The following is a 13,124-nucleotide window of genomic DNA, read 5'->3' on the forward strand; positions in this document are numbered from 1 at the left end:
CTTCTTCGTTGTCGGTGCATCTCGTTCGCACCAGCAACTCTTATAATATATCACACTCTCAAGTACTTAGCAAGCTTTTTTTTGAAAAACTTTCTTTCAATGAAAGCTGCGATATATATCCGCTCAGAAGCGGCAAGAAATAATATATCACAGCATTCTTATGTAGGTCAACCCTTTTTTTAAAACTAGGAAATGACTTCTTCTATATAGAGCTGTCGCTGCTGCACCAGATTGATAATCTCCCCTTGAACCGATACCATCGGCCTTGTCGGATGCTGGCTGTCGGTAAATACAATTTCCCCTGAGCTGCCATTGCTTAGACGCACCCTGGTTCCTGAATGCAAGGCTGTCACTTTATGAATGAAGGTCTGAACGATCTTCGGATCCAGTTTGCCGAAGGCTTCAAGCTGAATCTGTTCCAGCACTCGATATGGAGACTGGGCATTCCGATAAAACTTGTCCAGGGTCATCGCATGAAAGATATCCGTTACGGCTACGATTTTGGCATAGATATGAATCTTATTCCCTTCAAGACGAAGCGGATAACCTGAGCCATCTACTTTTTCATGATGCTGCAGGGCCGCGAGCCGCACCCCTTCATTCACCGCCGCCACATTCTTAAGGATCTGATATCCGTAAGTTGTATGCTGGCGCACTTCCTCGTTCTCTTCTTCGGTTAGTTTGGAAGGTTTGTTTAACACAATCGGATCAATTTTAGCATTGCCGATATCATGCAGCAGTCCCGCAAAAGCCACTTGCATCCAGTCTTTCTGCGGAAGCCCTACCCACTGTGCCAGCTTATATGAAGAAAGGGCACAGAGCACAGCGCTGTGATACCGGTAATCATGACGATTTGTCATGCGTGGAATAAATTTGAGAATATGATAATCCTGCTGATGCTTCAATAAATTATCCAGCTGATTACGAACCTCATACATTCGAAGCTCGCCCGTTATTGCAGATTGATAACAGTTTTTGACCAAGATCATGGTTTTGTCGTACTCTTCGTGCAGGGGAAGGTCTTTTCGAACGGGTGCCTCTTCGGTCCCATCCCCCTGCTGACTCCCTGTAAAAATCAGCGACGGCTTCTGCCCTGCAGATTTTACAGTTGGTATTCTTGTACTATCTGCTTCTACAGACTCTACAGCAACCTGATCCACCATAAAAGCTTTGAGTACTTCCAGATCCCGCGGAAGCAAGACCTTTCCTTTTTGAAGCAACAATCCTCCAAGAGGCGTGTGCACATCTTTAGCCAGCTTCACACCGGCCACCACTTCATTCACGGCTTTGATCGTCATGATCAACCCTCTCCATCTATTAGGCTGCACCATGGCAGCAAACTTCACCTTATATTATACATATTATAGTTCGACTTCCGCAGCCTGTACAATACCAATTCCCTGAATTTGTAATCCAAAAGCACAAAAAAAGAGCATAGATGCAAATCTGCATCTATACCCTCTTACTTCGTTATTCTTCAGTTGCCTCTGTCGGCGTTGTGTCGCCGTCCTGGCCTTCTTCATCTTCATCATCCGGTTCCGGATCATCGCTCTTATCCGCACGGCACACCGTACCAACAGAATCGTCCTCACGGATGTTGATCAATTTCACACCCTGAGCATAACGGCCCATGGTGGAGATGCCTTCCATGCTAGTACGGATAATGGTACCGCTAGACGTAATGATCATGAGATCTTCTTCCGATTTCACGACCTTCAATGCTACAACCGGTCCATTCTTCTCCGTAATATTAATCGTCTTGATCCCTTTACCGCCACGGGTCTGGCTGCGATAATCACTCGCTGGCGTCCGCTTGCCGTAACCTTTGGTCGTTACAATGAGGATATCAAGCTCCCGATCCACAACGTCCATGCCGATGACTTCGTCATCGTCATCCAGCGTAATCCCTTTTACGCCTGTCGCACTTCTTCCCATCGAGCGCACATCGCTCTCCTTGAAGCGGATGGACATTCCCTGCGCCGTTCCTATAATGATCTCCTGCTGACCGTCTGTCAGCTTGACCTCAATCAAGGAATCATCCTCGCGCAGGTTAATTGCAATCAGACCGCCCTTGCGGATATTCACATAATCCTCAAGCGGGGTTTTCTTGACAACACCTTGGCGTGTGGCAAAGAACAGGAAATTATCGCTATCAAAGTTCTCCACCGGGATCACGGCATTAATCGATTCACCCTGCTCAATCTGAATCAGGTTGATGATCGGTGTTCCGCGTGCCGTACGACTAAGCTCCGGAATCTCATAGGCTTTCAGTCGATACGCCTTCCCTTTGTCCGTGAAGAACATGAGGTAATGGTGAGAATTCGTCACGAAGAGATGCTCAACAAAGTCCTCGCTCTTCGTGTCCATCCCCACGACGCCACGTCCACCCCGCTTCTGGCTGCGATACGTGTTCGCAGGCAGACGCTTGATATAACCGGTATGCGTAATGGTGATGATCACTTCTTCCCGTGGAATCAGATCCTCATCCAGGATGCTGTCTTCCCCAACCGTAATCTCTGTACGGCGCTCGTCGGAGAAGCGCTCTTTAATCTCTTGAAGCTCATCATTGATGATCTGAAGCACAAGATGCTCGTTCGCCAAAATTTCGCGCAGTTCCGCGATTTTGGCAAGAAGCTCCTGGTATTCATTCTCAATTTTCTCGCGTTCGAGACCAGTCAGACGCTGCAAACGCATATCCAGAATGGCCTGCGCCTGCTCTTGACTAAGACCAAAACGTTCAATCAAGCCCTCGCGAGCGGCCTCTGTCGTCTGGGACGCACGAATGAGCGCAATGACCTCATCAAGGTGATCCAGCGCAATCCGCAAACCTTCGAGGATGTGGGCACGCGCTTCCGCCTTTCTGAGTTCGAACTCGGTACGGCGGCGAATAACGATGACTTGGTGCTCCAAATAGTAGAACAACACGTCCCGCAGGTTCAAAATTTTCGGCTCATTGTTAACAATGGCAAGCATGTTAATACCGAAATTCGACTGCATGGCCGTATGTTTATAGAGGTTATTCAACACGACATTCGGGTTGACATCCCGGCGCAGCTCAATCACGATCCGCATACCGTTACGATCCGATTCATCCCGGAGATCCGTAATTCCGTCAATCCGCTTGTCACGAACCAACTCGGCAATCTTCTCGACCAGACGAGCCTTGTTCACCTGATATGGAATCTCATGAACGACAATGCGCGCCTTGTTGTTATTCTCTTCAATCGTTGCCTTCGCCCGCATCGTAACGGAACCGCGACCGGTGCGATAGGCTTGACGAATACCTTCACGTCCAAGGATAAAACCCGCTGTAGGGAAATCCGGACCTTGGATATATTCCATCAGCTCCATCGGTGTGATGTCAGGATTACGAATCATCGCCTGAACCCCATCGATAACTTCACCAAGATTATGAGGTGGAATATTGGTGGCCATACCTACTGCGATTCCTGATACGCCGTTTACCAGCAAGTTAGGATAACGCGCAGGAAGAACAACCGGTTCATGTTCCTCACCATCATAGTTTGGAGCAAAGTCTATAGTCTCTTTATTAATATCACGCAGCATTTCCATGGCAATTTTCGATAAACGCGCCTCTGTATACCGCATAGCCGCTGCCATATCGCCGTCAATGGAACCGAAGTTTCCGTGACCGTCAACAAGCATGTAACGCATGGAGAAGTCCTGCGCCATCCGAACCATGGATTCATAAACTGCGGAGTCACCGTGAGGGTGGTACTTACCGATAACCTCGCCAACGATTCTTGCCGATTTCTTATGCGGTTTATCCGGGGCCATTCCGAGTTCAGACATCGCATATAAAATACGACGGTGTACTGGCTTCATTCCGTCCCGTACATCCGGCAAAGCCCGGCTGACAATGATGCTCATCGCGTAATCCATAAAGGACTCGCGCATCTCGGTACCAATGTCCCGATCTTTGATTTGGGAGAAATTTTCTTCCGCCATGCTGGACCTCCTTCATTTTCCTATCAACCATGCCTTGATCTATGTGAAAAAAGCAGAATAGTGATCAGAAACCTAGAAACGCACTAACCTTTATTATATTACTTTCACAAACCGCGCACAATTAAACCCGGGATGGATAGTGAAAGAATGATTTTTGCCCGGATACCGGGATATACGCCCTGTCCTCCGTGCCGCTTTTCACATACAATGCATTGCAAAGAACTTTTTCGAATCATCACATCTTTATATTATACCACTGTTTGTCATACTTGTCCTATGTTTTCCGGGTGCAGCCTCTCTTGCTGGAGTCGGTCCAAATCTTTCATATGAGCTCGGATAAACATGACCTTTTGTTACGAGACAGGCAAAATCCTGTCACACATCACACGGCCGGAAAGGATGAAGATGGTTGGCTATACAACGCGTTGCAAGTAAATGGGCGAAAACGAAAATACTCTTGAACAATAAAGGTCTCGCCTCTTATATTCCCTCTACCCGCCAATATTCTATGGAGGCGCTTGAAGATATGCTTAATACGCACACGCTTGTGTATATTAAGCCGGATCGGGGGACCTACGGCATCGGCGTCATGTCAGTCGAACAGCTCCATTCCCTAAACGCTGAACCTACCGGGACCTCAACTGCTTCCTACAGGCTTCGTTATGACCAAAAGAACGATGTGTTTACCTCCCTCGAGAGTCTCCATAAAACACTGAACGCTCTGTTTCAAGGCCAAGAGTATCTGATTCAGCAAGGGATTCATCTTCTTCGTCATAAAGGGCGCCCCTTCGATCTTCGAGTACTTACACAGAAGAGTCCATCGGGTCAATGGGTGAGCACGGGCATTATTGGCCGGGTGGCAGCCAAGAACAAAATCATTACCAACCACCACAGCGGCGGCGTTGCCCAACACTATAAACCGCTGATGATTGAGCATATGACAGCACAAGAAGCAGAGAACATCCGAAGAGAGCTGAATGTGCTCGGGGTTAACGTCGCGGCTCAGCTGCAGAAATCCTATCCCAATCTGAAAGAGATCGGTCTTGACGTTGCCATCGATGAACGGTGGAACATCTGGATTTTGGAGGTTAATACTAAACCTGCACTATTCCCGTTCAAGAAATTTTTCAAAGATCCAAGCGTCTATAAACAGGTTAAAAAATATGCTGACGCCTACGGTCGCAAGTTATCCAGCAAGAAAAAAGCGAACTAACCCCTACTGTCGTACGATTCGGTCCTGATAAAGCTTGAACGGTTTGTATAACAAGTACGTGAGAATCATATTCCCTGATGTTAGGACAATGTTGGCAAAAAAATAAAGGGGCCCCCAGGCCATCAAAGACCTTGGGATGCCCCTTTTGGCTTACATCCGTTTATACATCCAAATTCCGGACCGTTTTTGCATGCTCTTGAATGAAATCTCGACGCGGCTCAACGTTGTCGCCCATCAGGGTATCAAACAATGTATCTGCCAGGATTGCATCCTCGATTGTCACCTGAAGCATGGTACGGCTCTCAGGATCCATTGTTGTCTCCCACAGCTGGCCGGCGTTCATCTCACCGAGACCTTTGTAACGCTGTACGTTGATTTTGACGTTCTCGCCGAATTCCTTAATGATCTCGTCACGCTCTTTCTCACTGCCGGCATAACGGATCACCTTGTTGCGCTCGACTTTAAAGAGCGGCGGTTGAGCGATATATATATATCCCGCTTCTACCAGCTTACGCATGTAACGGTAGAAGAACGTCAGCAGCAGGGTACGAATATGCGCACCGTCGACATCGGCATCGGTCATAATGATGATTTTGTGATAACGGGCTTTGGACAGATCGAAATCCTCTGCAATCCCCGTACCCAGAGCCGTAATAATCGCCCGGATTTCGGCGTTGGACAAAATGCGGTCAAGCCGCGCTTTCTCCACGTTGAGGATTTTACCACGCAGTGGCAAAATGGCCTGGAAATGTCGGTCGCGCCCCTGCTTGGCGGATCCGCCGGCAGAGTCACCTTCGACGATGTACAGCTCACTGATGGAAGCATCCTTGGAGGAGCAGTCAGCCAGTTTACCTGGCAGAGCACTCACTTCAAGCGCACTCTTCCGGCGTGTCATCTCCCGGGCTTTACGCGCAGCTTCACGCGCACGCGATGCCTGGAGCGCCTTCTCCAAAATTCGACGGGACACCGACGGATTCTCCTGCAGGAACTCCTGCAGCTTCTCAGCGAACAAGGACTCTACAATACCACGCACTTCGCTGTTGCCTAGCTTGGTCTTGGTTTGTCCTTCGAACTGTGGCTCCGGCACCTTGACCGAGATAATGGCCGTCAATCCTTCACGTACATCATCACCTGACAGGTTGTTGTTGTTATCCTTGATCATCCCGGTTTTGCGGGCATAGTCATTGATAATCCGAGTGAGCGCACTCTTAAAGCCGGATTCATGCGTCCCACCTTCGTGCGTATTGATGTTATTCGCAAAAGAGTAAATATTCTCGGTGTAACTGTCGTTATACTGAAGCGACACTTCAACCTGAATATTGTCCCTTGAACCCTCAACATAAATAGGATCTTCGTGCAGAGCTTCCTTCTTCTCATTCAGGAACTTGACGTATTCAATGATTCCGCCCTCGTATTTGAAAAAGTCGGACGCACCCGTACGTTCATCCGTCAGTGTAAGTGCAATGCCCTTGTTCAGGAATGCCAGCTCACGGATCCGTGTTAGCAGGGTGGTGTACTCATATACCGTCGTTTCCGTGAAAATCTCCGGATCCGGCAGGAAGGTTACGGTTGTGCCGTGCTCATCGGAATCACCGATGACTTTGATGTCATATTGAGGTACGCCGCGATGATATTCCTGCTGGTAGATGTGTCCGTCACGTTTAACCTGAACCACGACTTTAGAAGACAGTGCATTCACAACCGAAACGCCGACGCCATGCAGACCGCCGGATACTTTATATCCGCCGCCGCCAAATTTACCGCCGGCATGAAGGACGGTCATAACGACTTCCAACGTCGACTTCTTCAGCTTGGCGTTCTCACCGACCGGAATTCCGCGCCCGTTATCGATAACCGTTACACTGTTATCCTCATGGACAATAATCTCGATATGGTCGCATATTCCCGCCATCGCTTCGTCAATACTATTGTCCACAACTTCCCATACCAAATGATGCAAACCCTTGGCACTGGTAGATCCGATATACATCCCCGGACGTTTACGAACGGCTTCCAATCCTTCCAGTACCTGAATCTGATTCTCATCATATGTCGGTTGATTCATAGACATGCGTTCACCTACTTCTACAGATTCTGTTATGCCTGAGCTACAAAATGATTCGCTCGTTTCTTAAGCGTTGCAGAGGAGATCGGGGAGTAATAGACGATCGTTTTCGTCACCACAATGGATTTCGGATCTTCTTCGCCAATCATCTCCACGACTTTATGCTGCTGGGCATGCGTGACGAACTGCTTGGAGATCTTCGAAGATTTCTCTATCGAGATATCAAATATCCCAACCAGCTCTGACGAACGGATGATCTTCTCTCCGCCCAAATGAATATACATATGGAATCACTCCTTAAGAGCCCACCTGTCCATCATGGACATGAAAAATGCTGGCACCCTTCAATTTGTCGGTATTCAAACTCTCAATTCCCGTCGCCGTGATGAATGTCTGCACTTTGCTCTGGAATGTCTCGATCAATTGTGTCTGCCGGTACGGATCCAATTCAGACAGCACATCATCCAGAAGCAGCACCGGATATTCACCGATCTCTTCCTGTATCAGCTCAATTTCAGCCAGCTTCAAAGATAGCGCCGTCGTCCGCTGCTGGCCTTGGGATCCATACGTTTGGACTTCTTTGCCATTAATATAAAAAGCCAGATCATCTCGATGAGGACCTGCCAATGTCATACCACGCCGTATTTCTTGCTCTTTCATTTGTGATAATTTTATCATAAATGTCTCAAATAAGACAGCTTCATCTTCTTCCTCCGCGTCAGCAAAGGACGGAAGGTAGTGCAGCGAGAGATCTTCGAGGCCGTTTGTGATGCCCTGATGGATGCTTTCGGCCCACTTTTGCAGCTTTTTTATAAATTGTTTCCTCTTCTTGACGATTTTAACACCATGTTCTGCCAATTGGCTGTTCCAAATGTCCAGCATCGCTTGCTCGGCGCTGCCTTTTCCCCATAATTGCTTCAGCAGATTGTTGCGCTGCACAAGCACCTTCTGGTATTGCTGGAGATGAAACAGGTAGCTTGGGGCCACCTGCCCGATCTCCATGTCAAGAAACCGGCGGCGAACCCCCGGCGTGCCTTTGACAATCTCCAGATCCTCGGGCGCAAACATCACGACATTGAGCGAGCCGATGAAATCGCTGAGCTTCCGCTGCTCCAGCCCGTTAATCTTTGCCCTCTTCCCCTGCTGAGACAGACTCAGCTCAAGCTTTAAGGCGCCATACTTGCGATCGATCTCTGCCGAGACATGGGCATGCGATTGCTCGAATCCAATCAATTCGCGATCCTTGGAGGTACGGTGGCTCTTCGTTAAAGCCAATACGAAGAGCGCCTCCATCAAATTCGTTTTTCCTTGCGCATTGCGTCCGATAATCAGATTGACATCACCAAACGCCTCAAGCTGCAGCTTCTCATAGTTGCGATAGTGCTGCAGGCTGACATTTTTGACAAACAAGCTTATCCTCTCCCTCGTCTTCCGCGCTTAGCGCCAAAGCGGCTGCGGGAGGCTGTCTATTGTGCTGCCACCTGAAACGTTCCGCAGTCCTCCACCTTGATAATGTCGCCGGGAACCAGTTTGCGTCCGCGCCGCTCTTCCTTTTCGTCGTTGACCAGGACTGCTCCTTCCTGCAGCAGAGCCTTTGCCATTCCACCTGTGGATACGCAATCTGAAAGCTTCAGGAACTGATCCAGCTTGATATATTCACTGTGGATAAATATTTGCTTCATGACTTCGTCCTTTCATCCCTATCAACATGGGGATAACTTTAATTGGCCGTACGGTACGGCAGAATAATATATTGGCTCTTGCTGTCGTCCAGCGGCTTCAGAACGATCGGGCTCATCACGCCCATAAAAGCGATCATCAGCTGTTCACTCTCAACCACCTTCAACACATCGAGCATGTACTTTGAGTTAAACGAGATGCGCAGCGGCTCCCCTTTGAAATCAATCAAATCCAATTCTTCACGCACTTTACCGAGCTCCGATGAGCTGGAGGAAATTTCAATGCCTCCGTGTTCCATCGTTTGCAGGAGGACAATGTTCGTTTTTTCCTCTTTGGAGAGCAGATAGGCACGATCGATCGACTCGCTCAATTTTTTTGTGTCCAAAACAAGTTCTGTTTTATGCGATGTTGGAATAATTCTAGAAGTATCGGGATAAATTCCATCGAGTATACGGGAATAGAACAGAACACGGTCAATTTTAAATAATACCTGATTATCTGCCACAACGATATCTACAAGTGTATTTTGGTCCGGAATGATCTTGCTCAGCTCATTGAGTGTTTTGCCTGCAATAACGACATTGTTGAACGAAATGTCCTGAGTCCCCTCAAGCTGTGCTGAACGCGTAGCCAAGCGGTGACGGTCCGTAGCGGTAAATTTCAGCTCGTTATCGTTAAGATTCCACAATACCCCTGTCAAAATAGGCGTTGTTTCATGGGTGGAGATCGAAAATACCGTTTGCTTGATCATATTTTTCAGCAGATCCCCGGGTATAGATACGGTTTGGCTGTCTTCAATGTTGGGCAATACCGGGAATTCTTCGGGATCCAAGCCGACCATCTGAATTTCCGTTGCTCCTGAAGAAATAAAGGTTTGGAAGTTGTCTTTAACCTCCATCTGAATTTCTTGGGAAGGCAGTTTCTTGATGATTTCAACGAAAAACTTAGCCGGCAGCACAACACTACCAGGCTGCTCTACTTGCACGATCGTATGTTTCTCATCTTCCGAAGGAATAAACGATTGAATGGAAATATCAGTATCGCTAGCGGTTAGTGTAACACCTGAATAAGTGACGTCCAGTTTAATGCCGCTGAGGATCGGAATTGTGGTTCGGCTGGAAATCGCCTTCGATACGTGTTGAATGGATTCGTTTAATACATTTTTTAATATGCTGATTTTCATCAATTTCACTCCTTACGGAAAAATGAGAGGGGTTTTTATCACGTGGCGAATGCCATGATGATCCCCCTCTTTATGGTTAATTTATTTATTAATTATTATTAGTAATAGTAATAGGGGCACTGAATATGTGGATAAGCCCCAGAAAAGGCATAAAATTAAGCCTATCCACATGTGTATAGATTGTGCATAGGCTTTGAACTTGTTCAGGATGGATTTTTGATTTTCTCTGTAAGATTATTGACCACTTTGAAAAGCTCCTGGTCATTTTTCAGAGATTGGGTAATCTTCTCATGGGCATGTATGACAGTGGTATGATCCCGGCCTCCGAATGCCTCTCCGATTTTGGGAAGAGAGTAATCGGTCAATTCGCGGGACAAGTACATGGCAATTTGCCGCGGAAACGCGACGGCTTTGGTCCGTTTACGGGCTTTGAAGTCTTCGAGCCTCAGGTTGTAATACTCGCCAACCTTCTGCTGGATGTCCTGAATCGTAATCATTCTCGGCCGGCTGGACGGGATGATATCCTTCAGTGCCTCAGCTGCCAGATGTGTTGTAACGTCCTGATTGGTCAGGGAGGAATAAGCAACTACACGGATAAGGGCACCTTCCAGCTCTCGAATGTTCGTATCGATCTGATTCGCGATATACATCATGGCTTCGTTCGGGATATCCAAATTCTCGGCTTTCGCCTTCTTGCGAAGGATGGCGATCCGTGTCTCCAGATCCGGCGGCTGAATATCGGTGATTAGTCCCCATTCGAACCGGGAACGGAGCCGTTCTTCCAGCGTCGGAATCTCCTTAGGCGGACGGTCACTGGATATGATAATCTGCTTCCGCTCTTCGTGCAGGGCATTGAACGTATGGAAAAATTCCTCCTGCGTCGACTCTTTGCCTGCCAGGAACTGAATGTCGTCAATAAGCAGAATATCGACGCTGCGGTACTTGTTGCGGAAGCTTTCAGCGCGGTTGTCCCGAATGGAGTTGATGAATTCGTTGGTGAATTTCTCGGAGGAAATGTACACGACTTTGCTGCTGGGATTGTGCTCCAAAATATAGTGGCCGATGGCATGCATCAAGTGTGTTTTTCCAAGCCCTACCCCACCATATAGGAATAATGGGTTGTACGCCTTAGCCGGAGCTTCGGCAACAGCGAGTGAGGCAGCATGTGCAAATCGGTTGCCCGAACCGATAACAAACGTGTCAAACGTATACTTCGGATTCAGCATATGGGACTGAATTTCTTCCCCGGATATCTCAAGCGGCGGCGATGGCTGCTGCAGCACAGGTTCGTGTCCTTTTGCCTCTTCAATAACAAAGCGAACATCAACCTGCTTGCCCACCACCTCCAATACAGTTGCACTAACCAGCTTGGTGTATCGGCTCTCCAGCCATTCCACCGCAAATGTTGTCGGTGCAGAAATGACGACGGAGTGATCGTTAATGGTCAATGCCTTCGTAGCTTTAAACCAAGTGTCAAAACTCGGTTTGCTCAGCTTGGTTTGTATAATCGATAATATTTCTTGCCATAATTCGGAAGTATGGCTTTCCAAAACTGTCACTCCTTTAAATCTTCCAAATGTGGCTAGAGCCATGTGTGGAAATGTCGAAAGAAAATGAATGATGTCTAATTATCCCCAGAACTAAACCCTGTGGAAACAAAAAAATATGGATAAATTGAAATTGTTCACAACTTTATCCACAGCCTGTTGATAATATTATAGCTTCATTCACATATTCACAACCAAAAGTAATATCATCATAGCAAAAGAAGGCCTTATTTTCAATGTATGTCGCTAATTTATCCACAAATTCAATACGTTGTGCATAATTATTATTCACACCACTATATATTGTTTATAATCTGTTTAGCTTTCGACATCATCGGCTTCAAAGCGCGAAAAATTATTCACAGGTTGTCCGATTCGCAAGCAGAATTTTCTTCTCTCACCATCTGTTCATAACTTTTGGTTGAATGTTCTAGCAGCAAATAAATCGACCAAAGGTGAAAAATGGCTGTGGATAGTCCTCGATGAAATCGAAAGATTTCAATTTGAGGGCTTTTTTTGATAGGGTATTGTGGTTTTGCATATATATGAGCTGTATAAACTATCAAATCGATGCATCTCATGAGTAGAACTCACATTGGCAGGTTTATATTACGCTGGATGTTGCTAGGGGCTGGAACGCTGGAAGTTTCATTGCAACCTTCTTTATCCTGAACCCGTACTATTAAAAAATGGGATTGGGGGAAACCCAGCATGTGGACAGAGGAGGAAAGCAGCTTGGAGTGGAGAAAAATAGGGCTTGTACTCTTCTTAGCCATCGCATTGGTTCTGATCGGAGTGTGGGCGAAGGGCTATTATTCGAAGAAAGTGTTTTATGTGGAAGGAGTAAAGTACTCGAAAGTTGTCGAATCAGGGAGCGGGGTCATCGAATACAGGGCTTCATTCGGCCGTGGGGAGCCGTTATACGTCCATTCCTATGATGAGGAAAAACGGGTTGAGATGGGCGGCGAGCAGTATGAAATCCGGCCGAATGATCCGAAAACAGGCCATTCTACGTCATATGATGTGCTTTATCCTGACGGAAAGAAATATCGTGTGGAATTGTTCGGAGAACGGGAATTTATTTCATACGATGAACAGGGGGAAATGGTGATCCCCGGCATGAGGTTCACGGATAGCGCTGGCCAAATTCATCGATCCGATCCGCAAGAGCCTCGCTACTATCCTTCAGAGCTTGCTAAAGCTTCTAATGAGCAGTTTCATGACCCCAACGGCAGCGTAGGATTCTTTTTGCTAGCCCTCGGGTTAGGGATCATGAATTGGTGTTTTTTCAGATATGAGCCTTTTCAACGCTTTATGTTTCATATGTCACCCTCGAATCTGATGATAGATAATCCGGAGCCTAGCGATTTCTACTTCTTTATGTGCAAGGCGGGGGGCATATTCGGTATGGGATTTTCTCTGTGGATATTTTTTAGGCATGCGCTGTAATAAAAAAATAAGAAAAGC

The 13,124-nt window shown here is 47.2% G+C and carries 10 protein-coding genes; 2 read left to right on the top strand and 8 right to left on the bottom strand.

Translation table 11 applies throughout. The features are described from left to right. Nucleotides 1-185 precede the first annotated feature (185 nt). Both PGL02S_RS06050 and gyrA read right to left on the bottom strand, forming a co-directional pair. Entirely contained in the window at nt 186-1,298 is a 1,113-nt protein-coding gene (locus PGL02S_RS06050; protein WP_006207392.1) for an HD-GYP domain-containing protein, read from the bottom strand. Nucleotides 1,299-1,470: 172 nt separating this feature from the next. After that, the gene (gene gyrA / locus PGL02S_RS06055) at nt 1,471-3,969 is read right to left on the bottom strand and encodes a DNA gyrase subunit A (RefSeq protein WP_036640567.1); all 2,499 of its coding nucleotides are present in this window, start codon (nt 3,967-3,969) and stop codon (nt 1,471-1,473) included. Between the two features lie 409 nt (nt 3,970-4,378). On the opposite strand from gyrA, the gene PGL02S_RS06060 reads away from it, so the two are divergent. Further along, complete coding sequence (locus PGL02S_RS06060; protein ID WP_036640566.1) at nt 4,379-5,182, top strand: YheC/YheD family protein; 804 nt, start codon at nt 4,379-4,381, stop codon at nt 5,180-5,182. 160 nt (nt 5,183-5,342) lie between these two features. Here the strand turns inward: PGL02S_RS06060 and gyrB are convergent, their stop codons facing one another. The 6 genes from gyrB to dnaA form a co-directional block, all read right to left on the bottom strand. Beyond that, nucleotides 5,343-7,253 carry a DNA topoisomerase (ATP-hydrolyzing) subunit B gene (gyrB, locus tag PGL02S_RS06065; RefSeq protein ID WP_036640565.1) on the bottom strand — a complete coding sequence of 637 codons (1,911 nt, stop codon included), beginning with the start codon at nt 7,251-7,253 and terminating at the stop codon, nt 5,343-5,345. A 26-nt stretch (nt 7,254-7,279) separates the two neighbouring features. After that, nucleotides 7,280-7,531 carry an extracellular matrix regulator RemB gene (remB, locus tag PGL02S_RS06070; protein ID WP_006207389.1) on the bottom strand — a complete coding sequence of 84 codons (252 nt, stop codon included), beginning with the start codon at nt 7,529-7,531 and terminating at the stop codon, nt 7,280-7,282. A 13-nt stretch (nt 7,532-7,544) separates the two neighbouring features. After that, the gene (recF, locus tag PGL02S_RS06075; RefSeq protein ID WP_036640564.1) at nt 7,545-8,657 is read right to left on the bottom strand and encodes a DNA replication/repair protein RecF; all 1,113 of its coding nucleotides are present in this window, start codon (nt 8,655-8,657) and stop codon (nt 7,545-7,547) included. A 56-nt stretch (nt 8,658-8,713) separates the two neighbouring features. Further along, nucleotides 8,714-8,929: a S4 domain-containing protein YaaA gene (yaaA, locus tag PGL02S_RS06080; protein ID WP_006207387.1), complete on the bottom strand. Its 216-nt coding sequence runs from the start codon at nt 8,927-8,929 to the stop codon at nt 8,714-8,716. Nucleotides 8,930-8,967: 38 nt separating this feature from the next. Continuing rightward, a complete protein-coding gene (gene dnaN, locus PGL02S_RS06085) occupies nt 8,968-10,110 on the bottom strand; it encodes a DNA polymerase III subunit beta (protein ID WP_006207386.1) in 1,143 nt (380 codons plus the stop codon). A gap of 203 nt (nt 10,111-10,313) precedes the next feature. Continuing rightward, nucleotides 10,314-11,660, bottom strand: coding sequence for a chromosomal replication initiator protein DnaA (gene dnaA, locus PGL02S_RS06090; RefSeq protein ID WP_006207385.1), 1,347 nt, complete (start codon nt 11,658-11,660; stop codon nt 10,314-10,316). 732 nt (nt 11,661-12,392) lie between these two features. Here dnaA and PGL02S_RS06095 point away from each other — a divergent pair. Next, the gene (locus PGL02S_RS06095; protein WP_228030089.1) at nt 12,393-13,106 is read left to right on the top strand and encodes a hypothetical protein; all 714 of its coding nucleotides are present in this window, start codon (nt 12,393-12,395) and stop codon (nt 13,104-13,106) included. Nucleotides 13,107-13,124: the final 18 nt, after the last annotated feature.

The organism is Paenibacillus glucanolyticus NBRC 15330 (genome assembly GCF_004000885.1).
Lineage (GTDB): Bacteria > Bacillota > Bacilli > Paenibacillales > Paenibacillaceae > Paenibacillus_AQ > Paenibacillus_AQ glucanolyticus.

Bases quoted from the DNA above. Each gene is read 5' to 3' on its own strand.
- PGL02S_RS06050 (WP_006207392.1), bottom strand. From the start codon at position 1,298: ATGACGATCAAAGCCGTGAATGAAGTGGTGGCCGGTGTGAAGCTGGCT.
- gyrA (WP_036640567.1), bottom strand. From the start codon at position 3,969: ATGGCGGAAGAAAATTTCTCCCAAATCAAAGATCGGGACATTGGTACC.
- gyrB (WP_036640565.1), bottom strand. From the start codon at position 7,253: ATGTCTATGAATCAACCGACATATGATGAGAATCAGATTCAGGTACTG.
- remB (WP_006207389.1), bottom strand. From the start codon at position 7,531: ATGTATATTCATTTGGGCGGAGAGAAGATCATCCGTTCGTCAGAGCTG.
- yaaA (WP_006207387.1), bottom strand. From the start codon at position 8,929: ATGAAGCAAATATTTATCCACAGTGAATATATCAAGCTGGATCAGTTC.
- dnaN (WP_006207386.1), bottom strand. From the start codon at position 10,110: ATGAAAATCAGCATATTAAAAAATGTATTAAACGAATCCATTCAACAC.